Here is a 24567-nt window from a genome sequence, read left to right as displayed (position 1 = left end):
CAACGGTTAGGAAAAATCTAACGATTAAATAAATTAAAACAGGACTAAACTCATGAAATTACTAAACACATTACTTAGCTCAAAAGCAGGCGTAGCAGCATTAATTTTACGAGTACCAGTTGGCCTTATTTTAGCGGCGCATGGTGCACAAAAACTATTTGCTTGGTTTGGCGGTTACGGGCTTGAAGGTACAGGCCAATGGATGGCGAGTATTGGTTTAGAGCCTGGCTATTGGTTAGCAATGATGGCAGGTAGCGCTGAGTTTTTTGGTGGCATTGCATTAGCAATTGGTTTGTTAACTCGCCCAGCTGCTGTAGTTGCCGGCTTTACTATGCTGATTGCTATTTTTAGCGTACATATTAGTAATGGCTTATTTATGGCAAATAATGGCTATGAATACGCATTAACGTTACTTGTAGTAACTGTAGTTTTAGCAATTCAAGGAGCGGGAAGCTTTTCGCTTGATAACGCATTAGCTAAAAAACTAGCTAATAAATAGAGTTTATTAATTGAAGAGTAGCGGCCAATTTGGCCGCTGTTTTTGTAGGTTAACTACTAAATTATTTAGCTGAAAAAGTTAAAGAATAACTGTACTGCTTTTGCTCAAGTAAATACTCTTTATGAGTACTTGGGCTCCATGAATCATCGCCACCTACACCCATATGTTGATGATCAATGTGTACATGTACGCAATCATCAGCAATTAGTTCGTTAGTGTGTTTTGCTTGCGTTAGCGTACTTTGCGAATACTCGCTGGCTGCAAACAAAAACGCGCCAGTTACAGTTAAGTTATTAATACTCAGCAATTGGCAATCGCTACGCAGGCCATTATCAGTTGGGAATATATACGGTGTATGTAACTCATTTAAGCTCAAGCTGTAATAACCTAAACGTGCTGCGGCTTTGCGATCTGGGTAGTTTTCAAAAGGCCCTAAACCTAGCCAGTTTATTTTTGTATCGCTTTGCTTGCTAACTGTTGTACTTAGCCCTATACGCGGCATTGGCGGCAGAGTGTCGTTTAAGTGCACGTCAATATTTAAGCTAATATTGCCGGTATCATTTAGTGTATATAGCCACTGTGTTTGAGCCTGTAGCACGCCATTAAACTCGTAATTAAATACACAAGTAATACGTACATCAACGCTTGATTGCACTGCGTGAATTGAGCTGCATGTGCGCTGCCATTGCCCTATACCTGCACGCAACCAACGAGCCTCCCATGCATTGGGGTCTAGATTGTCTACTTCGCTTACACCAATGTCGTTATCAAGTGGGGCACGATAAAAGTTATCAACCAGTGGGCTACTAATAACCTGAGTATCGTTTTGTAACCACTGCTCTATAAGCCCTGATTGCTTGCTAAAAACAAGTTTAAATTTATCGTTTTCAATACTTAGGTGGGAGTCGGTTTCGCTAACACTTATAGCGCTTTGCTCAGATGATGATGCAAATGACTTACTGCTTAAATTGTTACTATTTATAAGCTTAAACTGCTCTGAATCCATAACGTGATTAGCGTTTGCAAAGTGTGAGTCGTTAACTAATGCTACATCTAAATTAAGATAATATTGCGCACCTTGCTCAAACGCTGTTTTAGTTTTAATAGTTAACGTGTGCGTACTTTGCGGAGCAATATTAAGTACATGCTCGCCTTGCTCAACACAGATGCCATTTTGCATTAACTGCCAAATAAGCTTTTCGTTATCGGTATGTCTAAATACGTAATCGCTAAATACATCAATGGTGTATTGGTTTTGATTTTGCTCACGCAATGTAAATTGTAAATGTTGCTGGCTGTATTTAGCTTCAAACAGGCTAGGGTGCGGCGTACGGTCTGGGAACAATAACCCGTTTATACAAAATTGACGGTCATTTAGTTCATCACCAAAGTCGCCGCCGTAAGCCCAATAATGCTTGCCGTTTTCGTCTGTTTTAGATAAACCTTGGTCTACCCAATCCCAAATAAAGCCACCTTGCAGGCGTGGGTATTCTCTAAATGCTTGCCAGTAATCGTCAAAGCTACCTAGGCTGTTACCCATTGCATGGGCGTATTCACATAAAATAAGCGGGCGAGTTTCACCTGGTAGGCTTAGCCACTTTTTAATAGAGTATTTAGGTACCGCATCGTCTTTAATATCGGTATCTACACGGGCGTACATTGGACAAATAATGTCGGTAGCCGTTGTGTTTGCACCGCCGCCTTCGTATTGCACGGGGCGAGAGGGGTCAAAGCTTTTTGACCAGCCGTACATGGCATCATGATTTGCGCCGTGTCCGCATTCGTTTCCTAGTGACCAAATAATAATTGAGGTGTGGTTTTTATCGCGCTCAACCATTTGCGTATAACGCGACATAAATGCACCAGCCCACTGCGGATCGCTAGCTAAACGCCCCATAGGAAACATGCCATGGGTTTCTATATTTGCTTCATCAACTACGTATAAACCTAGCTCGTCACACAGTTCGTAAAAACGAGGGTGGTTAGGGTAGTGAGCAGTACGCACGGCATTAAAGTTATTTTGCTTCATCAGCTTAATATCTTCAATCATATCGGCGGTAGTAACTGTATGGCCGTTTTCTGGGTGGTGTTCGTGGCGGTTAACACCGCGAATAAGTAGCGGCTTGCCGTTTACACACAGTTGCCCGTTAAGCATTTCTACTTTTCTAAAGCCAATGTCGTAGGCTTCAACATCGACGGTATTGCCATGCTCATCAAGCAGACTCACAACGCAGCGGTATAAGTACGGGGTTTCGGCGGTCCATTTTTTAGGGCTTTGTATATCAATTGTTTGAAATACAACATCGCTCCAGCCACCTTTTTCATCAACACGTTTATTGTTAGTACTTTGAATTTGTGGCTCACATAGCGCCTGTTCGCCATCAAAAACTTGCACTGCTATTTGATAGTTATTTGGCGCATTAATCGCCGTTTTTATATGTAGCGTTGCATCGCGATAGCAAGCGTCTAAATTGGGGGTTATAAACACATCACGTATTTGGTTTTGTGGTTTTGTAAGTAAGTTAACATCGCGGAAAATACCACTTAGCCACCACATGTCTTGATCTTCTAAATAACTGCCATCGCTCCAACGAATAACCATAACGGCAATACGGTTAGTACCTGCCACTAAAAGCTCGCTTAAATCAAACTCGCTCGGTAAACGGCTATCTTGTGAATAACCCACCCATTGCCCGTTACACCACAGGTGAAACGCCGAGTTAACGCCTTCAAAAATAATATGATTACGCTGAGTTAGCTGACTTTCGCTTATATTAAATTCAGTGCGGTAACAGCCTGTAGGGTTGTCGCTTGGTACAAAAGGCGGGTTAACTGCAAATGGGTACTTAACATTACAGTAAATAGGTTTATCAAAGCCGTGTAATTGCCAGTTAGAAGGCACTGTAATACTTTGCCAGTTGCTGTTTAGTGTTTCACTTAGCAACGATTCATCAACCGCTTCGGGTTTATCAAATAATTTAAAGTCCCACTGACCGTTTAAACTTTGTTTTTGCGATTGCGTGTTAGTACGGGCATGGTCAACGCTTTTAAATCCATTGAGTGGGCTGTGCGCTTTTACTTGATTAACTTGTACTGAAATTGGGTTTTCCCAATCTCGGCGATTAATTATGTGCTGTAAAGAGGTCATGTTTATCCTATTGCATAAGCGGGCAATTATAATGCGCTAAATATAGCTAAAAATAATCGCAGGGGTTATGCTTAAAGCTCTCCTTTATTTGTCCAAAACTATCATTGTAATTATGCACTATAACATTAAAGACATACTCGATATTGGTCCGCGTTGTATAGAACGCTTTATTGATTCACAAACGCTCGCACAAATGCCAAACCTTGAAATAGCACTTGCGGGTTGCTCAAACCTATCGGGTCGTTATTGCGTAGCACGCTCAGCACCGCTAGAACATACACTTTTTTATACACTTGCAGGGCAGGGTAAATTAACAACACAAAATGAGCAGTACACACTTAATGCCAATACACTTATTGTGCTACCAGCAAAGCAAAGCTTTGAAGTGAAAATTGATGCTGAACATTGGGATGTTATTTGGTTAAACCTTGCAAATACTAAACGTTGGCAGCATTTAAACTTAGCGCAAGCACTGGTATTAACCGAGCAAAAACTTGAACCGTTACACCTTGCTATGGAGCTTTTATACAGCGAGCCTAATGCTAATTTACGCGAAAGCGTAACGCCTATTTTAAGTCATTACTTAAATGCTACGCTGCAAAATAACTCACAGGGTGCGGCGCATAACCGTTTAATTAGTCTGTTTGAAGAGGTAGACAAGCGCTTGCAGTTTGATTGGACAATAGAGGTAATGTGCGAACATGTGCATTACTCATCGCCGCATTTACACCGTTTATGCCAAGCCCAATTTGGTAAAAGCCCAATACAACAACTTATTTATTTACGCATTGAGCGAGCTAAAAACTTACTGTTAAACACGGCTTGGCCAATTTCGCATGTGGCAAGTTATGTGGGGTACTCTAATATTTTTAATTTTTCCAAACGTTTTAAGAAGTCGGTAGGTGTGTCGCCAAGCGAATTTAGAAAATAACGTTAGCGGCTCTCTACATTTGAATAAATTTAAGGTATTGTGCGATTTCTTAAATTGCATTTTAGAGTTTTAGGTAGGTAATGCGCTCAAACCGTTTTTTAATAGTGATATTATTAGTGCTTGTACATAGCTTTATTAGCTGTGATGGTGCTGCGTATCATTTGCAAGAAGACGTTGATCACGTAACCAGTTCGTTATCGCAAGGCGACTCCACAGCCGATGATAACCAAAGCGATAAGACATCAACTACCGAGATTCATGCCCACCAACATTGCCATTGTGGCTACAACAGCACCTCTAGCCATTCAATAAGTCCAGAGCAAAGTAAAGCAACTTCGCCTGCGTGCTATAACGGGTTAAATTACCCGCCAGATGTACCGCCACCAAATTTTTATAGCTAGCTTTTAATTTTAAATACTTTGTAAAAACTGCCTGCGCTTGTGCGCTATTAGGCTAGTTATTTACATATTTAGGTTGCTTGATCGCGCTTGTTTTTAAAATAGGCGTAGTGATTAAGTTAACTCTGTTTGTTAAAAAACGGACACGCTATATGAATAAAAAACCAATTATGCTGGTGGCGCTAATGTGCTCGCTACCTGCTTTTAGTACTTTGGCGAATGTTAAAACATTAACCCTTAAGCAGGCACTGAGTAATACCGAACAACAAAATCTGGTATTAAAACGCTACCCGTATCATCAAAAAATATTGAGTGCGCTTAAATCACAAGCTGCACTTTCGCCTAATCCTGTTTTAAATGTTGAAGCTGAAAACTTACTGGGCACAAACAAGGCGCGTGGCATTCAAGGCGCTGAAATAACGCTTGGGCTTAGCCAACTAATAGAGCTGGGCGATAAGCGGCAACACCGTATTAATTACGCAACCGCCAATATTAAAGCCCAAGCAATACAGTATCAAAATACCCGTTTAGCCTTATTAGCAACCACTGCTGAGCGATACTACCAAGGACTTAAATTTCAAACATTATTAAGTTTAAATAGTGAACGTAAACAGGTAGTTACTCAAGCGCTTAAAGCGATTGAACAAAGAGCTAATGCGGGTGCTGCGTCGCAAGCTGATGTAACGCGCATGCGTTATGCACTTAGCCAAGTAGAGCTTGATAAAGCCATGCTTAATAGTGAATTTGAGCGAGCAAGTTTATCGCTTAACGAGCTGTGGAGTGAGGAGCAATCCTACGATACTTTTGCTGGCAATATTAATGCAATTACTGCGCTTAAATCAGCGCAAGCACTTTTAGATGCGGTTAACCAAGCCCCTGAATTTGCATTATTACAACAGCAATATTTACAGCAAACAGCTAATTTAACACTGCAAAAAGCAAACGGACAAACCGATATTAATGTAGGGGGAGGCGTGCGCTATAACCAACAAAGCGACTCCAGCTCATTAGTGTTTTCGTTTTCTATGCCACTGCAATTAAGTAATTCAAATAGCGGAAATATTGCAGCTGCAAATAGTCAGCTCATGCTTTTAAATGAGCAGCAAGGGCAATTGCGCATCCAGCTACGCCAGCAAGTACGTACTTTGTACGCTTATTATCAAGGTCGAGCTAATCAGGCAAAGCTATTATCTGATCAAATTATTCCTCAGGCACAAACATTGATTGAGCAAAGCTTAAAAAGTTATCAACGCGGACAAATTTCGGTGTTGCAATTGCTTGATGCTCAACAAGCACTTTTTGATTCTAAACGCACACTTATTACCACTCACGCAGAGCTGTACCAAGTGCTACTTACTCTTGAGCGTTTAACAGGCCAATCTTTAATTGAGACTCATCAATCATGAATAAAAATATAATCGCATTACTAGTATCACTTTCGTTTGCCAGCAGCTTTGTAAGTACACATGCATTTGCCTCTGCTGAGCATGGCGAGTCAGGTCATAAAGAAACAGAGCAACACGAGCAAAAGCAAGGTCAACACGGCGGCTTTTTATTAACTGACCCTAAATTAACCCTTGAGCTTAAATTGCAAGAATTTGCAGGTAATGTTGAGCTGCGCGTATACGGCTATAAACAGAATAAGCCAATTAATATAAACGACTTAAACATAACAATGAGTTTAAAGCGCTTAATTGAAGCGCCGCAAAATATACAGTTTGCAGCTGAGGGCGACTACCTTGTGAGCACGCAATCAATTAACGAACCGCATTCGTTTGCACTTGCCGTTACTGCTAATTATAAAGGCGAGAGCATTAGCTATGAATACGATCAACACGAAGGGCAAACTACGCTAACAGAGCGAGCTATTGAGCGCGCAGGTATTAAAACCGAGATAGCGCAAAGTGGTGAAGTGGATATTACCGATACGCTTTTTGGCGTTATTGCACCAACACAACATGGCACGGTAGAAGTAATGGCGCCGTATACAGGATTGATCAGTGATATTTTTGTAAGCATTGGTCAAAACGTTAAAAAAGGCGAAGTACTTGCCAATGTAACCAACCGGGAAACACTGCAAAACTACCCTATTAAAAGCCCAATTAGTGGCGTTGTAACCGAGCAATACTTAAAGCGTGGCGAGCTTGCAAGCACCAGCGCACTGATGCAGGTAGTTAACCTTGATAAAGTATGGGTTGAGTTATCGGCTTTTCCTGAAAACATTGAAAAACTAGCCATTGGTCAAAGCGCTAAAGTGTACGACTTGCATCATCATTTAAATACGCAAGGGCAAGGCAAAGTGTTTTTTATAGCCCCAATGATGACTGGCGGGCACATAGCGCGTGCCCGTATAGAGCTTAATAACCCAGACGGGCATTGGCGCCCAGGCATGCATATAAATAGCGATGTAAGTGTGGCTAAAATAAATGCCAGCGTGCGTGTAAAGCCACAAGCAATTCAAGAATTTAACGGTCAACCCAGTGTGTTTGTTCGTAAAAATAATGTATTTGAAGTGCGCCCCGTTACCTTAGGTGCAAAAAATAGCGAGTGGGTAGAAGTACTTACAGGCTTAAACGCAGGTAGCGAATACGTAACAGACAATAGCTATGTCATTAAAGCTGATATTTTAAAAAGCGGCGCAAGCCACGCTCACTAGGAGGCACCATGATTAATTGGATAGTTTCTTTTGCGGTTAAACGCCGCATGCTGGTGCTTGCGCTTACATTTTTATTTGCTGGATTTGGTGTATACAACATTCAAAATTTAGCAGTAGACGCAGTACCCGATATAACAAACGTACAAGTGCAAATTAATACCAAAGCGCAGGGTTTTACGCCATTAGAGGTAGAGCAACGCATTACTTATTTGGTAGAAACCGCCATGGCGGGCATACCTAAGCTTGATTACACCCGTTCGCTTTCGCGTTATGGGCTTTCGCAAGTAACGGTTATTTTTAATGAAGGCACCGATATTTATTGGGCGCGTCAGCAAATTGGTGAGCGTATTCAAAGTATTCGCTCCGACTTACCTAATAACGTAGAGCCAAACTTGGGTCCTATTGCCAGTGGTTTAGGCGAAATATTTACTTATAGTGTGCACGCCGCGCCTAATGCGTTAAAAGAAGATGGCACTGCTTACAACGCCGAAGACTTACGCACTTTGCAAGATTGGGTTATTCGTCCGCAGCTTTTAAAAGTAAAAGGCGTTACCGAAATAAACAGCCAAGGTGGTTTTGAGCGCCAATACCAAGTAGCGCCAGTGCCCGAAAAACTCATTGCCTACAAGCTTACTATTAGCGATGTAATTAGTGCACTTGAGGTTAATAACAGTAACCGAGGCGCAGGCTATATTGAGCGCTTTGACGGGCAATATTTAGTACGCTCACCAGGGCAGCTTAAAACGCTAGAAGACATAGCTAATACCGTTATAGCTAAGCGCGACGATGCACCTGTACGCATTAAAGATGTGGCTAACGTGCTTTTAGGTAAAGAGCTTAGAACCGGCGCGGCCACTTATAACGGCGAGGAAACCGTGCTCGGTACCGCCATGATGCTAATTGGCGAAAACAGCCGCGTAGTGGCAAAAGCTATGGCTGATAAGTTAGTTGATGTGCAAAAAAGCTTACCCGCTGGCGTTATTGTTGAAGCGGTTTACGACCGTACAACTCTTGTTGATAAAACCATAGCAACCGTACAAACCAACTTATTTGAAGGTGCCGTTTTAGTGATAGTGATTTTGCTATTACTGCTGGGTAATGTAACGGGCGCGCTTATTACGGCAATGGTTATTCCGTTGAGTATGTTGTTTGCAATTACAGGTATGGTGGGTAATCGCGTATCGGGTAACCTAATGAGCCTAGGCGCAATCGATTTTGGTTTAATTGTTGATGGCGCTGTAATTGTTGTTGAAAACTGCCTGCGCCAACTCGGTGTAGCTCAGCATAAACATGGCAGGCTACTTACCTTAAACGAGCGTTTAAATGTGGTAACCGCAGCCACCAAAGAAGTATTTACACCGGCTGTATTTGGCATTGTTATTATTATGCTGGTTTACTTACCTTTATTTGCACTAAGCGGCGTTGAAGGCAAAATGTTTCAACCAATGGCATTTACTGTAGTTGCGGCGTTAATTGGCGCGCTTATATTTGGCGTTACCTTTGTACCGGCTGCTATTGCAGTGTTTGTTCGCGGTAAGGTTGATGAAACCGAAAACGCAGTCATGCGCGGCGTTAAAAAAGTATATAAGCCATTACTTGGTATATCGCTTAAATTACCGTGGCTGATGGTGGGTATAGCCACGGCATTAGTATTGGTGCTTGGTTTTAAAGTTAAAAACATGGGCGCAGAATTTTTACCGAAACTTGATGAAGGCGATATTGCTATGCACGCGCTGCGAATTACCGGCACTGGTATTGAGCAATCTGTGCAAATGCAAAAAGAACTTGAGCAAGCCATATTAGATCAGCCTGAGGTTGCTAACGTATTTTCAAAAATTGGTACTGCCGATGTAGCAAGCGATCCTATGCCGCCTAATGTTGCCGATACTTTTTTAATACTCAAACCGCAAGATGAGTGGCCTAATCCAGCACTTACTAAAGCAGAATTGGTTCAGCAAATTCGTACCCGTGTTAACGATGTCCCTGGTAATAATTACGAATTTACACAACCAATAGAAATGCGCTTTAACGAGTTAATTGCTGGCGTGCGCGCCGATGTGGCACTGCGTATTTATGGTGACGACTTAAGCGTACTTAAAGAGTTTGGCGAAAAAGCCACAGGGCTAATGCGTAATATTGCAGGCGCTACCGATGTACGTTTGGAGCAAATGGAAGGATTGCCAACACTTTCGGTAACACCAATGCGTGACCACATGGCGTTATTGGGTTTAAGCGTAAACGATATTCAACAGACACTTACCGCCGCTGTTGGTGGTGTGCAAACCGGACTAATTTACGAAGGTGATAAACGTTTTTCGTTATTAGTGCGCCTTGATAAGCGTTGGTCTAGCGATGTATCAGCACTTGCTCGTTTGCCAGTAGCTTTACCTAAAGATAGTAACCCAGAACTTGCATTTGTACCGCTTGGCGAAGTAGCGACAATCAGCATTGAAAAAGGGCCTAATCAAATAAACCGCGAAAGTGGTAAGCGCAACGTCGTGGTAACTGCCAATGTAGAGGGGCGCGATTTAGCAAGCTTTGTAAGTGATGCGCAAGCAAGTATGAATGAATCACTTAACTTACCAAGTGGCTATTGGCTTGAATACGGCGGCACGTTTGAGCAGCTACAATCGGCAAGTAAGCGATTGTCGTTGGTCGTACCGGTCACTTTACTGCTTATATTTGGCTTACTGTACAGTGCCTTTGGATCGCTTCGTGATTCATTGATTATATTTAGTGGTGTGCCACTGGCATTAACGGGTGGTGTGCTTGCGTTATTGCTGCGCGATATGCCGCTTTCAATATCAGCAGGTGTCGGCTTTATTGCCCTAAGCGGTGTAGCGGTATTAAACGGCGTGGTTATGCTGTCGTTTATTAAGCAGTTACGAAGCGATGGTTTAAGCTTGTTTGATGCAATTCACAGCGGTGCATTACAGCGCCTGCGCCCAGTATTGATGACTGCGCTGGTGGCAAGTTTAGGCTTTATACCTATGGCGCTTAATTCGGGAACGGGTTCTGAAATGCAAAAACCTCTCGCCACAGTAGTGGTTGGCGGGATTATTTCATCAACATTACTAACACTGTTAATTTTGCCCGCGCTTTATAAGTTAGTACATTCTAAATTTACTAAAAAAGCAGAAGCTGAATTAGCTTAAATACTAGCTATTGATAATGTAATAAAAAAAGCAGCTGTACTTACAGCTGCTTTTTTATTTGGGTATTATTTAGCAAAAATACTACATTAATTATATTGAAACAGATTATCCCAACGCTCATCTAATATCGTTTTTGCGTGTTCTAAATTTATTGCGCTATACACATCACTAGTACACGTTACCAAACGCATACGTACCAGCTTTTCAAGTGCGTCGCTAATTTCAAAATCAAGATCGCACTGGTATTTGTTTTTAAACCAATGCTCTATTTGTTCATCAAGCGTTTGGGCGGTTAAGCCGCTTTCTGATTTTAGTAAAAAGGTATACGCAAGCAGGGCTTCTTTTATGTCTTCTTCTTCGGCAGCGTCAATAAGCGTGTGAAAAACACCCGCGTTATTATCAAGGTTTTTAAAGTAGAGGTTATCGCTAAGCGCTTTCATAAATTTAATTTTACGGTTTTTAAACTTACTCCATTCTTTAAAAATAAAGCTGCCAAATACTCCCATGCCAATAGCAAAGGTAATAAAATGTTGTTGGGTCATTTCTACAGCTTCACTTCTAAAACCACCCCAAAAAGCAAACAGAGCAAGCAATAATACGATTGATGCGCCAAGTTTGGTTATAAGTACCACTGCACCGCCAACTAAAGCCGATGAGCCAATAATTGCTTTATCAATAGGGCGCATGCGTACTTCGCTATTAGGAAATAGCATTTCGAGATCGGCCTTTGGCACATTTTGAAACAGCTTTACTATGGTTGAGCTTGGCTCAAATCCCATTGGCGTTTTATTTTTAGCTTCAAAATAAGCGCTATCTTTAAAGCGAATAAACACGGCAACACGGTCGTAATTAGTAAAGTGCAGCGGCTTTTTACGAAGGCCCCAAAAGCTGGTAATAGTTTCAGTGAGTTGCGACTCGCCACGGCGATAAAAAACCACTTCTTCAAAGTCGTCAAATTCAACTTCAAGGCGCACCTTAAATAGTGACTCTTCGTTTAATGCATCTTGTAAGTCTTCATTGGTGATCACTTCAAAATTAGCGGCATTAAGCACCTTAGCAAAATCTTTAGCAAACTCATGTTGGCACTGCGCTTTTTGATCCGCCGATACTGGCGCTAACGATCGCGTGTCACTGTTGGGATCAAAAGGGGCGTAGTTGTTTTTAAGTGACTCAAGTGTTGAGTGGTAATCGTAATGAATAAGGCTTGCTAGTAAATCGCAAAATTGTTTAAACGATGTTTTTTGTGTACTGCTTTTAAGCTCTTCGCTACACATATCAACAATATCTTGCTTTCTAAAGGGAATAAAACGCGCACTTTGCATAAATTAATAACTACTGTGATAGGGAATCTAACTGCATGGGCACATAATAAAATATTCTTATGGATATTACTAATTTGTTAATGCAGTAGGGCGTATTGATCGTTGGTGGTTGAATTTGCAGCTGTGTGTTTGGTTTTTAGGCAAGGCAGAGCCTATGTAGTGTGGTTATTCCCCATAAATAAGGCGATAACGCAGCATAAATATCATACATGCGCTGCCCTCTGGGTTCTTTCTAGAGACGATTAACTCTTTGTTGCCTACATGGATGTAGGTAAGGGGCGTGAGCAGGACGCGGAAGCTTTGCTCGATTTTTACTTAGCCCACTAGGTTACAAACCTCGCGCCGCGATTTAATCGCCCCTAGATTGAACAAATTTCAATCCACAAAGATCAATACGCCCTAGGACCTGATAAATTTAGTACACTGTTTTCAGCGTGTATTAACCTAAATGTGTAATTATTGGCTTATTGAATACTCTTGTTCTTACTGATAAGTGAAAAGGATTTACTATGGCCATTCAAAAAAAGCTAAAAGAAAAAACGCGTAATTTTATTGACTCTAAGCATATGCTTAGCGGTATTACAGTGGCGTCGTTTTTAGAGTCAACCATAGTTCCTATTCCACTTGAAGCAGTGCTTGTGCCTCTTATGCAGGCTCGTCGAGAAAAGCTATGGCTTATAGCATTAATGGCGACCTTGGGCTGCATAGTGGGCGCATTGTTTGGTTATGCGTTGGGTTATTATTTATTTGATGCGGTTGGCGATTGGATTATTAATACGTTTTCGAGCCCTGAGCAATTTGAAAGCGTTAAACAGCAAATGCAAGATCAAGGTTTTTGGTTTGTAATAACACTAGGCATAGTGCCTATTCCGTTTCAAATAGCGATGCTTGCAGCTGGCGCGACTAAGTACTCTATTTGGCTGTTTTTGTTGGCCTCGGGTATTGCGCGTTCTATTCGTTACTTTGGTCTGGCTATTATTGTTTATTATGCAGGTAATGAAGCTGAGCGAATCATTAGTAAACACAAAACTAAGGCAATGGTTTTAATAACGTTACTTGTGTTAGGAGTTTGGGGATTAAGCTTGGTGATTTAAGCTCATTATTAAAGGTTATTAACCACCTTATTCTAATAAGCCTTTTTGGTAATGTGCTATAGTTTTTTAATATAGTATCGAAAAGCTTAGGGTTAGTATGATTGAAACTGTAAAACTCACTATCAGGCTTTCTAATTTTTTTAAAATGAGCTGGAAAAATAAAACTGTAAGCATATTTTTATTAGCTTATATTGTTATTTTTTCAGCCTACTCCCTAACTAACTTTCCTCCCTTACAAGTTCAAAATAATGTTTACGGTTTTACAACTGATTTTATTAATTTAATTGTTCTTATTTTTTTATTTTGGATGGTTCAGTGCTCCAAACTTTCAAAGCTTGCATATACATTTTCGACTCTCGGATTAATGCTCTGGTCCATGGGTAATACAGCTGATTTAATCGATGAGATAGTGATACAGCCTTACTGGGTAAGTATTTATTTTGAAGATTTATGCAGAACCAGCGGCATGCTTTTAACTTCCTATGGTTTATTTAAAACGATGCGCTTTGTACAAAGTATTAATAATCGATTAGCGCGTGAGCTAATTATTGATGATTTAACCAAGGTACATAACAGGCGTTATTTTTATCAGCACGCTAAAGATGCTCAGCACTCACCTTACGTTATTTTAATTGTAGATATAGACCACTTTAAAGCAATTAATGATGAATTTGGTCATGATGTTGGTGATGTAGTGCTTAAAGAACTAGCAACTAAATACGACAATGCTTTTACGCACCAAAACAAATTTGCTCGCCTCGGTGGTGAAGAATTTGGTGGATACTTGCCTACAAATAATATGACGCAAGCATGTGATTTTTCGCAGCAATTAATTGATCTTGCGCACACCATAAATGTTCAAAATTCTCGCCACTTAACAGTAAGTATAGGTGTTGCAATGCAAACGCCTAATGAGCCTTTAGATAAAGTAATGAAGCGCGCTGATCAAGCTTTATATTTAGCTAAGAAGAGTGGCCGAGATCGTTTTGAAATTGCCCCGTAAGCGTTTTTAATTATATAAAAACACGTCCTTATTGTTTGCACATTTACTACACTTTTTAACGTTTTCGTAAGGAAATGTCAGTGAGGGTAATGCTTTGTAAATCATGAAATTAAAATAGAATGTTTGGGTCATAATGGGGATATTAATAATAAGGAATAACCTTTATGACCAACTCCCTTTTAAAAGCTGCATTACCCTTAAGTCTAATTACTATTTTGTCGGGCTGCGGCTCTGATGATAGCTCAAGCTCTACAGGTTACATCCAATTGTATAACGGCTCTTACAATAGCCCATACACACGTTTGTTTGTTGAAGAAACAGAGCGCTCAGGCGCTGATTTTGCCGATGTAACTACTCGCCATAACTACAGCACAGGCACTTATGATGTAAGTTTTGAATACCTAGATGCTAACGACAGCTATATAACAATTAGCGACCAAGAAATTTCTATTAAAGGCGACAAAACACAGTTAGTAATAATGAGCGGCAACTTTGATGAGCCTACATTTACAGAGCTTAGCGTACCTATTACAAGCGATACGGGTGAGTTTAACTTAGGGTTTTACAATATTGCAGGGGAGGATACTAACTACGATATTTATTTAGCAACTGATGATGGCGTATTTGAAAGCGCGACACTTTTTTCATCGGCTCAATATTTAAGTGAGTTAGATCTGCAAAGCATTGATGAAGGCTATTACACTATTTACATAACAGAAGCGGGCAGCAGTGATGTTGTGTACGAGTCGTCATCTGTTTATTTATACGATGAAGCAAGCTATGTAGCAATGATCCGTCCAAGTTACGCTACAGAAGAAGGCGGTATTACGCTTGATGTAGTAACCGATAATAACTACGTTACTGAGCTTAAACATCAATCTGCCCTGGGGCAATTACGTTTTATAAATACGGTTGATGACTACTCGCCAGTAAGCTTTTCTGCTACACGCGGTACAACTGTAAACACAACAAATACAGTTGCTAGTGACTCTTATACCGATTATGTTGAACTTTCGCCTAATAGTTACAGCGTAGCGATGTACGACGAAGAAGGTACAAAACTAGCTGATAACTTTTTAATGACGCTAGAGCGTGAGCAAAGTGCGGTGGGTATTTTTTATAACGACGTTGATAACGGTTTACGTATGATGAGCGTTGAAGAAAACCTAACACCAAGTAGTTACAGCCATACGGTATCGGTTGTAAACCTAATTGAAAGCTATGCAGGGCAATCGGTTTCAGATGTAGATGTGTACTTTACACTTAACGGCGAAACAGTAGACGACACCAGTAACGTAGTCGATGGCCTAGATAAGTATGACCAAGAAGAACAGGTTGTAGATAACGAAATTTACACGGTTTATGTTGTTTACGAAGATAATGGCCAGCAAATTGTGCTTATTCAGCAAAGCGATATGGACTTTACACAAGAGGGTAACTACATATTGATTTTAGAGCATGATGAAACAACAAGCTCAGGTTATAAAATGACCCTAGAGCGCACTATTACCGATAGTGTTGAATAAATCTAAACATATTAAGTAGCATAAAGCCTAAGCACTTTAAGTACTTAGGCTTTTTTATTGAACAAAATTTACCTACTCATTAATAATTAGGTACACTCAGGGCATAATAATTAATAAGAGTGTGCCATGGATGATTTAGTTGGGTTAGCCGTCATAGTAATATTGGTTGTAGTTGCCGGTGCTATTTGCGGCTTAATAGCGCTAGTGCAGTTAAATGGATTAAAACAAGAAGTTGCTGTTTTAAGGGCCAAAATAACACATCTACAAACACATAAATCGATATCGCAAAGTGAACCTCAAAGTGAAGCATCTACGGCTCAGGCAGCGCTTTCAAGATCAGAGCCAATTGCTCATAAAACACAGCCAAACTTAACGTCCCAAAGCGTGTCGCCACCTGTAATAAATCAGCCATCAGCGCCTTCTAAAAAAGCCAAACCAGCTGAAGCATCAGCCATAGAATTACTATTTAATAAATTACGCGCAGGGTTTGAAGAGAACTGGATGAGCTGGATAGGCGCAATAGCGCTTGCGTTTGGGGGCATATTTTTAGCTAAATATAGCTTAGAAGCGGGATTACTATCGCCTGTAATGAGGTTGAGTTTAGGTGGCTTATTTGGGCTTGGCCTAATTGCAGCCGCAGCTTATTTACACCATAAACGCATTGTATTTGAAGGCTTTAATAATTACATACCCGCAGCGCTTGCAAGCGGCGGGTTTATTACCTGTTTTGCTTTAACGCTTTTAGCTTACAGTAGCTACGATATGCTTAGCCCTACCGTGGCATTTTTTGCACTGGCAGTTATTGCGATTAGTGCAAGTGCAATGGCGCTTAGGCTCGGCCCGCTATTGGCCGTGCTTGGTATTATTGGCGCTTATAGTGTACCAATATGGGTTAGCACTGGCAGTGGTAACTTGTTTTCATTATTTATGTATGTTGGCTTTGTAAGTTTGTCGGCTGCGTTAGTTGCACATAAAGTACAGCGAGCTTGGTTGTGGTATTTATTATGGGCAGGGCATATTGGTTGGTATTTAGTTGGTTTTACATTACTTAAAATTAATACCGTTTGGTTAATGGGAGCATTTGCTTTACTTAGTATTATTGGGTTAATTGCTATACCGCGCTTAGGTCTAAAACTGAATGTTATTGAACATCGCCCGCACAGTTTAAAACGCTTACTTAAAGTGCTTCCAGATCATGCATTATTACTCGCCTTTATGGCGCCCTTAATATTTACCATGCTAATAAGTCACTTTGATATGCAGTGGCAAACAATCGGCGTGTTGAGTATTGTATTGGTGTTGTTTTTAGTCCTTAAAAATAGCCGTTGGGATATTTGGCAGGGTGTAGCGTTAGTTATTTCAACGCTATTGATGATAGGCGCTGAACGCACGCATCTTTCGCCAAACCTATTTGATGACGCACTCTTTATATTCAAAAATGAGTATGGTTTGGGTTTATTACTCGGATTGTTACTTACCGCTTTTGGGCTTTATTACGGTAAAAAACAGATTAAGCGTTTAGCGTTTCATATTACGGGGGCATTTAGTGTATTTGTAATGATAGCGACTTTATATACGCTTATTCCTAATTCCGCGTTAAGTACTGCATATCCACTTTGGGCCGTTGTATTGTTTGTAGTCGCCGCTATTTTAATAAAGCTCGCGCAACATAATACAACGCTATTTCAGCGTTTTACTTATTGGGTAGGCGCTAATGCCAATATTACGTTAGCAATTACCATGCTACTAAGTGACAGCGGCCTAACCATTGCTCTTGCTGTACAAGTATTACTTATAAGCGTACTTATTAAACGCTATAGCGTGCCTATGCCACATTGGCCTATAAAAGCCTTGGTTGCTGCGTTATTACTGCGCCTTACGCTTTCACCTTGGACGCCAAGTTACGATGCACTCACTGTATTTGGTTTGCATTGGAGCATTGTGGTTTATCCGTTATGTATTGCGTTATTTTTTGCCGCAGCTAAGTGCTTTGACTCATCAAAACTGAAAATATGGCTCGAAGGTGCAGCGCTTCATTGTTTAGCACTTTTTATTACCACCGAAACAAGTTATCAGTTAGTAGGGCATTATCCGCAATTTGATTCACTTAACTTTTACGAACAAATACTCCTTACCTATAACTGGCTGGCATTAGGGTGTGTGTATTTACACAGAGCAAAACTTGCCGGTACTTTAGCTAAGTTATACCAAGTGGCGGGCTTTGCACTTGTAGGGTTAGCAGGGCTTTTTGCTATTAAAACACTGCTTGACGACAACCCATTATTTGAATCACTTTACATAGGTGAGCTGCCAATATTTAACTGGTTATTACTATTGTGGTTAGTACCTGCAGGATTAACGCTTTGGCTGGCCAAGCTTGTAAAACCAATAAACGCTAAAGCTACGCCATTTATATTGGCCGTTGCGGGTGGGTTTATATTATTGGCAATAAACAGCTTTATTCGCCAATACTGGCAAGGGCCTTATATTTACTTATCAAAAGGCACAAGTAATGCAGAGCTTTATAGCTACTCTGTTATTTGGTTAGTAATGGGGGCGGGTACTGTTATTTTTGGTCATTTAAAAAACCAGTTATTAATACAAAAAATCGGCTTAGGCTTACTAGCTGCAGTTATTGTTAAAGTGTTTTTAATTGATATGGCTAACTTGGAGGGCTTACTTAAAGCGCTTTCGTTTATTGGATTAGGACTTTCGTTGGTGGGGTTAAGTTGGTTATTCCAAAAGCTTAGAAGCCGAGTAAATCCAGTTTAACTTTTGAACACTTTATAAAGCAAAGCCCAGTGAAGATTCTGGGCTTTTTGTTTTACGCTATTACTTGATAGCTTTTAACAAGAACACTTTTTACTCGCTTATTATGTACTGTGATTAAGCAGTGCTTTTAGTTTGCCCGGTTTAATTGGCTTACTTAAATAATGAATATTAGCGGCTTTGGTTTCTTGTTTAAGCTCGGTGTCGCGTACTGCGGTAATTAAAATAGCGGGTACTTGGCTTTGCCAAATTTCGCGCAGGGTTTTAATTAGCGTTATGCCATCGCAGTCATTGCCTAATTGGTAGTCCATTAAAATAACATCGGGTGCACCGTTTTCTTTAGCGTGCGCCAGTACATTATTTACATTATCAAATAGCGTGTAATTAGCTTGCCACTTTTTAAGTAAGCTTGCCATTGCAGCTAGGTTTTCAGGGTCGTCGTCTACGGCAACAATATTAATTGCTGCACGGTTTTCTATTGGGCTGTTTGTAGTACTTTTTTGTTGTACAAACTGCTCGTCGCCATAAGGTACTTCAATGCTAAAACGGCTACCTTTATTTGGCTCAGAATGCACATCAAGCGGCAAACTTAATAAGTCAGCCATACGTTTTACAACACCTAAGCCTAAGCCTACGCCTTTGTTATCGCCCGACTCAACACGGTAAAAGTCATTAAATATTTTAGCTTGCTCTACTTCGCTAATACCAGGGCCTGTATCCCATACTTCTATTCGTAAATTGTGCTTTCGGTTCCTACAGGCAATTAATACACGGCCATTATCGGTGTATTTAACTGCATTAGAGACCAAGTTTTGAATAATTCGGCGTAAATAGGTTATATCGCTGTGCACAATTTGTTGGTGTGAACGCACACTAAGCTTAAGGCCTTTATCACTTGATAAAATAGCGTATTCACTTTGCAGTGGCGCTAAAATATCTTCAATATAAAAGTGGCGAGGGGTTGGGGTCATAGCGCCTTGTTCTAGCTTGGCTATTTCAAGTAGTGCCGACATTAAGTGCACGGTTGAATCAAGACTGTCGCCTAATTTTTCAAAGCTGTTTTGGTTAGTGCTGTCGAGTTGCTTTTCGTCAATGGCAGCAAGGTATAAACGTGCTGCGTTTAACGGCTGTAAAATGTCGTGGCTCGCCAGTGCTAAAAAGCGCGTTTTACTGTCGTTGGCTTGCTCTGCTTCTCGTTTGGCTAAAGTAAGTGCTTGCTCGGTTTGTACACGGCTATCTATTTGAGCTTGTAAGTCTCTATTAATGGTTTGTACTTCTTGAGTTCGCGCTTCTATGCGGTTTTCAAGATCCATGTTTACTTCTTCAAGTGCATTTTGCGTACTTATGTGATTGGTAATATCCGAAAAGCTGGTAACAAATCCGCCATCGGGCAGCGGATTACCAATCATTTCGTATACTTGGCCATTACGACGGTGGCGAATAAAGTGATGCGAGCTGCCGTATTTTAAATGCTGCACACGTTTTTCTACTTGGCGTTCTATTTCGCCAGGGCCACATTCACCACGGTTAGCGTTGTATCTAATAATATCTTCTATGGGTTGGCCTACTTCTAAAAATCCTTCAGGGTAGCCGAACATTTCGCTGTAGCGTTTATTCCAAGCTACTAGCTTTAAATCTTTATCGACAACTGAAATACCATGGCTTAAATTTTCGAGTGAGGTAAATAACAGATTTTGATTAAATTGCAGCGCTTGTGTGGTTTCGTCAAAAAAGTTTACAACTTCTTCAAACGCCATACGCTTACCCGACGATACCGTATGTATTAATGCTTGCGCGGAAGATGCGCCAAGCACGCCTGTTAACGCGCGTTCGCAGTAGGCTATAAATTCAGGCTCTGGGTGTGCGTTGTTATCGCTTAAGTGATGGGCGAGTGCGTAATGCGCCAATACTTGTTGGCTGCGCTGAATACCTAAAAAGGTTTGCAGTAGTATTTTAAAGTCGTAAACAGTGGCTTTTACGTCTTTATTTAAGCGCCTTGATAAAATAGCCTGATCTTTAGGGTTAACAAAAGCAGCTGCCTGAATCTTATCAATTAAGCGCTCCTCAGCCCCAAGTGAAAAACTAATATAACACCCAATATTGGCAAACAAAGCTATCAAGGTTCCGCGTGTTATAAGCGTTTGTTGTAGCTCGCTATCAAGCGTTGCACCGGCATCGAGTATTGGCAGCATTAAAAATAGTACCCAGCAAATAAAGCCCGCAACTAAACCTGCATAAACCCCATAAGCATGGCCTTTTCGCCAGTATAAGCCGCCCACAATAGCGGGTAATAATTGAGTAACAAGTGAAAAAGCAACTAAGCCCATACTTGCCAGTGCGCTGCTATGGCCAAACCATTGCTGATAGAAATAGGCCAAAATTAATATGCCTGCAATAGCAAAGCGCCTTACAAGTAAAATGCGAGACTTATAACTGGTGGTAATTAAGTTGCGTTTAAATTTACGACGTAGCATTAGGGGTAATACCACATCGTTTGAAATCATCGTGCTTAATGTAAGCGTTGCTACCACTATCATTGCGGTGGCGGCCGATAAACCACCTATAAATACAAAGGTGGTTAAAAAGGCGTTGTCGTTAATTAACGGTAGGGCAAGTACAAAGCTGTCGGGTGAATAGCCGCTGCCAATTTCAGGATGAATAGCCGCAGTCGCAATAGGTAAAATCATTGCGGCAGTTAATAGTAAATACAGCGGGAAAGCCCAGCGAGCGGTAAGTAAGTGGCGTTTGTTTTGATTGTCGACCACGGTTACATGAAACTGGCGTGGTAAACATATAATAGCCGCCGCAGCCATTAAAGACTGGCCAATAAAGTTAAAACTAAAAAAGTTAAAGTCGCTCCAATGGGCCCAAATCGACTCGGTTACTTTATTTGAAGTAGGCTCTGGCATATTAAATAAGGTGTAAACAGCAAGTCCTGCTACAGCAATAAGTGCAATAAGTTTAATCATTGATTCAAACGCGACAGCAAGCATTAACCCAGAGCGATACTCTGTTACGTCCACTTTGCGGGTACCAAAAAATATTGCAAATAAGGCCATAATTAATGTGGCAGAAAGCGCGAGCATATCGCCTGATATTTTATTACTGTTTTGCAAAAGTAAAAAGCTGGTACTAAGCGCTTTTAATTGCAGTGCAATGTAGGGAATAGTCGCCAGCAGCGCAATAACAGTAACCATAATCGCGGTAGTTTGGCGTTTGCCGTAACGAGCTGAAATAAAGTCAGCAATAGTGGTTATGTTTTGTTTTTTGCTTACCAGTACCAGCTTACGTAAAAACCCTTGGCCGAATAAAAACAGCAGCGCAGGGCCCAATAATATTGGCAAATAACTCCAACTGCTGGTGGCGGCTGTACCCACTGAGCCGTAGTAAGTCCAAGAGGTACAGTAAATCCCAAGTGAGAGTGAATACACAAAAGGGTGATGGCTAATACGCTTTGCCAAAGGGGTTGTTTTATCGCCCCAATTGGCGAGCCAAAACAGCACACCTATATAACTTAAAGCAACAATAATGAGTACGGCAGTCATGTTGTTATTAAACCTTATTATTTTAAATAGTCCCTCAACCCTATGAGGGATTAACACAATACCAGAACTGAGGTTAAGTGTGAGGCTTGAATTTAAAATAAAACTTTCATTTTATTTCTATCTTATTGAATATTAATAACAAAAATAAAATCATCTCAAGCATTAGACTAATGTCGCATTAATAAACAACTTACCAATTTAATAGTAAAGCCAATTCAAAAAATTAAGCTAACCAATTGAAATAAAATGAAAATGTATAAAATACGTTTGAATGATAAATACAGTTTACGTAAACGTTAATAAGCTGTTACGACTATGGTCTCAATTCAATATGTAACCAGCGTTGCTAAATTGGTAAGCGAAGATAAAAAACCACTCATCGCGATATTGCGGTGCTTAAAGGGGAAAACAAAAATGGCTTTTAAAGATGAAGAACAAGCAAAAGCTTATTGGGCAGAAAACATTTCGCTGTTATTTAAACTATTAGCAGTGTGGTTTATCGTGTCTTTCGGCTTTGGCATATTACTGGTTGATGTACTTAATGAAGTGCGTTTTTTTGGGTTTAAACTTGGCTTCTGGTTCGCCCAGCAAGGCGCGATTTATACCTTTGTTGCTTTGATTTTTGTGTACGTTTTCAAAATGAATACGTTAGATAAAAAATACGGCGTAGACGAATAGGAGCTAAGCAATGGATGTTCAAACACTCACGTTTATAATTGTTGGTTTAAGCTTTGCGCTTTATATCGGCATAGCAATTTGGGCCCGTGCGGGTTCAACTAAAGAGTTTTATGTAGCAGGCGGCGGCGTACCTCCTCTTGCTAATGGTATGGCAACGGCTGCCGATTGGATGAGTGCCGCGTCGTTTATTTCAATGGCGGGTATTATTTCGTTTGCAGGTTACGATGGCAGCGTTTACTTAATGGGGTGGACAGGTGGTTATGTACTATTAGCCATGTGTTTAGCGCCTTACTTACGTAAATTCGGCAAGTTTACTGTTCCTGACTTTATTGGCGACCGTTACTATTCACGCACCGCGCGTTTAGTGGCAATTGTATGTGCCATATTCATTTGTTTTACTTACATTGCAGGGCAAATGCGTGGTGTAGGCGTCGTATTTTCACGCTTTTTAGAAGTAGAAATTGAAACCGGTGTTTACATTGGTATGGTGATTGTATTCTTTTATGCGGTACTTGGCGGCATGAAAGGCATTACCTACACACAAGTAGCGCAGTATTGTGTACTTGTATTTGCCTACCTTGTACCAGCCATTTTTATCTCGATGATGATGACGGGTCACTTTTTCCCACAAACCGGTTTTGGTGCCACATTAATTGGCAGCGATGGCGTGTACGTACTTGATAAACTAGACGGCTTAAGCGCTGAACTTGGTTTTGCGCAATATACCGAAGGCTCTAAGAGCATGATTGACGTGTTCGCTATTACTGGCGCGTTAATGGTAGGTACTGCTGGTTTACCACATGTAATTGTTCGCTTTTTCACTGTACCTCGCGTAAAAGACACGCGTATTTCTGCAGCATGGACACTTGTGTTCATCGCGATTGTTTATACTACAGCACCTGCGGTTGCAGCCTTTGCTCGCGTAAACATGGTTGATACTATTAATGGTAAAGACGGTAGCGGTACAGCTTACGCAGAAGCACCAGGATGGATTAAAAACTGGGAACGCACAGGTTTAATTACATTTAATGATAAAAACGGCGATGGCAAAATGTTCTACACGGCGGGTAAAATAACCGATCCGAACAGTGCTAACGAAGTAAACGTAGACCGCGACATTATGGTATTAGCAAATCCAGAGATTGCTAACTTACCAGCATGGGTAATCGCACTTGTAGCTGCTGGTGGTATTGCCGCTGCACTTTCTACAACAGCAGGTTTACTACTGGTTATTTCGACCTCCGTTTCGCACGATTTACTCAAGCGAACTCTCAAGCCCGATATTACCGACAAGCAAGAGTTACTTGCAGCGAGGTTGGCAGCCATGGTCGCTATTGTTATCTCCGCGTACTTTGGTATTAACCCGCCTGGGTTTGTGGCATCGGTAGTGGCATTTGCATTCGGCCTGGCGGCAGCGAGTTTCTTCCCAGCAATTATTATGGGTATATTCTCTAAAACAATGAACCGAGAGGGCGCAATTGCAGGCATGGTAACGGGTATTGGCTTTACCGCTGCTTATATTATCTTCTTCAAGTTTGTAAGCCCAGAGCTAAACAGCCCTGAAAACTGGTTCTTAGGTATTTCGCCTGAAGGTATTGGCTTAATTGGTATGATTATTAACTTTGCAGTTGCTGCAGTTGTTCTTAAATTTACTAAACCAACACCAGTTGAAATTCAAGAAATGGTAGAAGGTATTCGTAACCCTAAAGGGTCAGCTGAAGCGCACGATCACTAGGCAACATTTATAGATATAGTTTACAAAACATAAAGCACCAAAAGCCCGACTTTAGTCGGGCTTTTTATTTGTTTAATAAATAAGTACATTAGATTGGTACACCACCAT

The 24567-nt window shown here is 40.9% G+C and carries 15 protein-coding genes; 12 read left to right on the top strand and 3 right to left on the bottom strand.

Translation table 11 applies throughout. The features are described from left to right. Positions 1 to 52 precede the first annotated feature (52 nt). Positions 53 to 499, top strand: coding sequence for a DoxX family protein (locus tag GQR45_RS09370; protein ID WP_165725736.1), 447 nt, complete (start codon positions 53 to 55; stop codon positions 497 to 499). Positions 500 to 560: 61 nt separating this feature from the next. Here the strand turns inward: GQR45_RS09370 and GQR45_RS09365 are convergent, their stop codons facing one another. Beyond that, on the bottom strand, positions 561 to 3647 hold the full coding sequence (locus tag GQR45_RS09365; RefSeq protein WP_165725735.1) for a beta-galactosidase: 3087 nt from the start codon (positions 3645 to 3647) through the stop codon (positions 561 to 563). A gap of 112 nt (positions 3648 to 3759) precedes the next feature. Between GQR45_RS09365 and GQR45_RS09360 the strand changes: the two genes are divergently transcribed. From GQR45_RS09360 to GQR45_RS09340, 5 genes are all read left to right on the top strand, one after another. Then, positions 3760 to 4578: a helix-turn-helix domain-containing protein gene (locus GQR45_RS09360; protein WP_165725734.1), complete on the top strand. Its 819-nt coding sequence runs from the start codon at positions 3760 to 3762 to the stop codon at positions 4576 to 4578. Between the two features lie 80 nt (positions 4579 to 4658). Continuing rightward, positions 4659 to 4979 (top strand): hypothetical protein, encoded by a 321-nt coding sequence (locus GQR45_RS09355; protein WP_008135125.1) that lies wholly within the window; start codon positions 4659 to 4661, stop codon positions 4977 to 4979. A 149-nt stretch (positions 4980 to 5128) separates the two neighbouring features. Then, positions 5129 to 6382 carry a TolC family protein gene (locus GQR45_RS09350; RefSeq protein WP_165725733.1) on the top strand — a complete coding sequence of 418 codons (1254 nt, stop codon included), beginning with the start codon at positions 5129 to 5131 and terminating at the stop codon, positions 6380 to 6382. Beyond that, on the top strand, positions 6379 to 7632 hold the full coding sequence (locus GQR45_RS09345; protein ID WP_165725732.1) for an efflux RND transporter periplasmic adaptor subunit: 1254 nt from the start codon (positions 6379 to 6381) through the stop codon (positions 7630 to 7632). Before GQR45_RS09350 ends, GQR45_RS09345 begins: the two co-directional genes overlap by 4 nt. Before the next feature lie 8 nt (positions 7633 to 7640). Beyond that, positions 7641 to 10787 carry a CusA/CzcA family heavy metal efflux RND transporter gene (locus GQR45_RS09340; RefSeq protein ID WP_165725731.1) on the top strand — a complete coding sequence of 1049 codons (3147 nt, stop codon included), beginning with the start codon at positions 7641 to 7643 and terminating at the stop codon, positions 10785 to 10787. Positions 10788 to 10873: 86 nt separating this feature from the next. Here GQR45_RS09340 and GQR45_RS09335 read toward each other — a convergent pair whose 3' ends face one another. Continuing rightward, positions 10874 to 12109, bottom strand: a complete 1236-nt coding sequence (locus GQR45_RS09335) for a TMEM143 family protein (protein ID WP_165725730.1) — start codon at positions 12107 to 12109, stop codon at positions 10874 to 10876. Positions 12110 to 12618: 509 nt separating this feature from the next. On the opposite strand from GQR45_RS09335, the gene GQR45_RS09330 reads away from it, so the two are divergent. From GQR45_RS09330 to GQR45_RS09315, 4 genes are all read left to right on the top strand, one after another. After that, positions 12619 to 13203, top strand: coding sequence for a VTT domain-containing protein (locus tag GQR45_RS09330; protein WP_165725729.1), 585 nt, complete (start codon positions 12619 to 12621; stop codon positions 13201 to 13203). Between the two features lie 97 nt (positions 13204 to 13300). Then, entirely contained in the window at positions 13301 to 14206 is a 906-nt protein-coding gene (locus GQR45_RS09325; RefSeq protein WP_206008613.1) for a GGDEF domain-containing protein, read from the top strand. Between the two features lie 164 nt (positions 14207 to 14370). Next, on the top strand, positions 14371 to 15732 hold the full coding sequence (locus GQR45_RS09320) for a hypothetical protein (RefSeq protein ID WP_165725728.1): 1362 nt from the start codon (positions 14371 to 14373) through the stop codon (positions 15730 to 15732). Between the two features lie 126 nt (positions 15733 to 15858). Beyond that, complete coding sequence (locus GQR45_RS09315) at positions 15859 to 18504, top strand: DUF2339 domain-containing protein (protein WP_165725727.1); 2646 nt, start codon at positions 15859 to 15861, stop codon at positions 18502 to 18504. A gap of 101 nt (positions 18505 to 18605) precedes the next feature. On the opposite strand, the gene GQR45_RS09310 is transcribed toward GQR45_RS09315, so the two are convergent. Next, complete coding sequence (locus GQR45_RS09310; protein ID WP_010554600.1) at positions 18606 to 22046, bottom strand: PAS-domain containing protein; 3441 nt, start codon at positions 22044 to 22046, stop codon at positions 18606 to 18608. A gap of 414 nt (positions 22047 to 22460) precedes the next feature. Here GQR45_RS09310 and GQR45_RS09305 point away from each other — a divergent pair, with 414 nt between their 5' ends. Continuing rightward, a complete protein-coding gene (locus GQR45_RS09305; protein WP_007377498.1) occupies positions 22461 to 22724 on the top strand; it encodes a DUF4212 domain-containing protein in 264 nt (87 codons plus the stop codon). A 10-nt stretch (positions 22725 to 22734) separates the two neighbouring features. After that, positions 22735 to 24459, top strand: coding sequence for a sodium:solute symporter family protein (locus GQR45_RS09300; protein WP_165725726.1), 1725 nt, complete (start codon positions 22735 to 22737; stop codon positions 24457 to 24459). Positions 24460 to 24567 lie beyond the last annotated feature (108 nt).

It is taken from the genome of Pseudoalteromonas sp. SA25, from assembly GCF_011378705.1.
GTDB classification, from domain to species: Bacteria; Pseudomonadota; Gammaproteobacteria; order Enterobacterales; family Alteromonadaceae; genus Pseudoalteromonas; species Pseudoalteromonas arctica.
Note: the sequence above shows the minus strand (reverse complement) of the source record. Positions and strands in the feature narration are given on the sequence as shown.

Excerpts from the sequence above, each read along its gene's own strand:
- GQR45_RS09345 (WP_165725732.1), top strand. The coding sequence starts at position 6,379 with ATGAATAAAAATATAATCGCATTACTAGTATCACTTTCGTTTGCCAGC.
- GQR45_RS09325 (WP_206008613.1), top strand. The coding sequence starts at position 13,301 with ATGATTGAAACTGTAAAACTCACTATCAGGCTTTCTAATTTTTTTAAA.
- GQR45_RS09305 (WP_007377498.1), top strand. The coding sequence starts at position 22,461 with ATGGCTTTTAAAGATGAAGAACAAGCAAAAGCTTATTGGGCAGAAAAC.
- GQR45_RS09300 (WP_165725726.1), top strand. The coding sequence starts at position 22,735 with ATGGATGTTCAAACACTCACGTTTATAATTGTTGGTTTAAGCTTTGCG.
- GQR45_RS09340 (WP_165725731.1), top strand. The coding sequence starts at position 7,641 with ATGATTAATTGGATAGTTTCTTTTGCGGTTAAACGCCGCATGCTGGTG.
- GQR45_RS09320 (WP_165725728.1), top strand. The coding sequence starts at position 14,371 with ATGACCAACTCCCTTTTAAAAGCTGCATTACCCTTAAGTCTAATTACT.
- GQR45_RS09335 (WP_165725730.1), bottom strand. The coding sequence starts at position 12,109 with ATGCAAAGTGCGCGTTTTATTCCCTTTAGAAAGCAAGATATTGTTGAT.
- GQR45_RS09350 (WP_165725733.1), top strand. The coding sequence starts at position 5,129 with ATGAATAAAAAACCAATTATGCTGGTGGCGCTAATGTGCTCGCTACCT.
- GQR45_RS09330 (WP_165725729.1), top strand. The coding sequence starts at position 12,619 with ATGGCCATTCAAAAAAAGCTAAAAGAAAAAACGCGTAATTTTATTGAC.
- GQR45_RS09370 (WP_165725736.1), top strand. The coding sequence starts at position 53 with ATGAAATTACTAAACACATTACTTAGCTCAAAAGCAGGCGTAGCAGCA.
- GQR45_RS09355 (WP_008135125.1), top strand. The coding sequence starts at position 4,659 with ATGCGCTCAAACCGTTTTTTAATAGTGATATTATTAGTGCTTGTACAT.
- GQR45_RS09315 (WP_165725727.1), top strand. The coding sequence starts at position 15,859 with ATGGATGATTTAGTTGGGTTAGCCGTCATAGTAATATTGGTTGTAGTT.
- GQR45_RS09365 (WP_165725735.1), bottom strand. The coding sequence starts at position 3,647 with ATGACCTCTTTACAGCACATAATTAATCGCCGAGATTGGGAAAACCCA.
- GQR45_RS09360 (WP_165725734.1), top strand. The coding sequence starts at position 3,760 with ATGCACTATAACATTAAAGACATACTCGATATTGGTCCGCGTTGTATA.
- GQR45_RS09310 (WP_010554600.1), bottom strand. The coding sequence starts at position 22,046 with ATGACTGCCGTACTCATTATTGTTGCTTTAAGTTATATAGGTGTGCTG.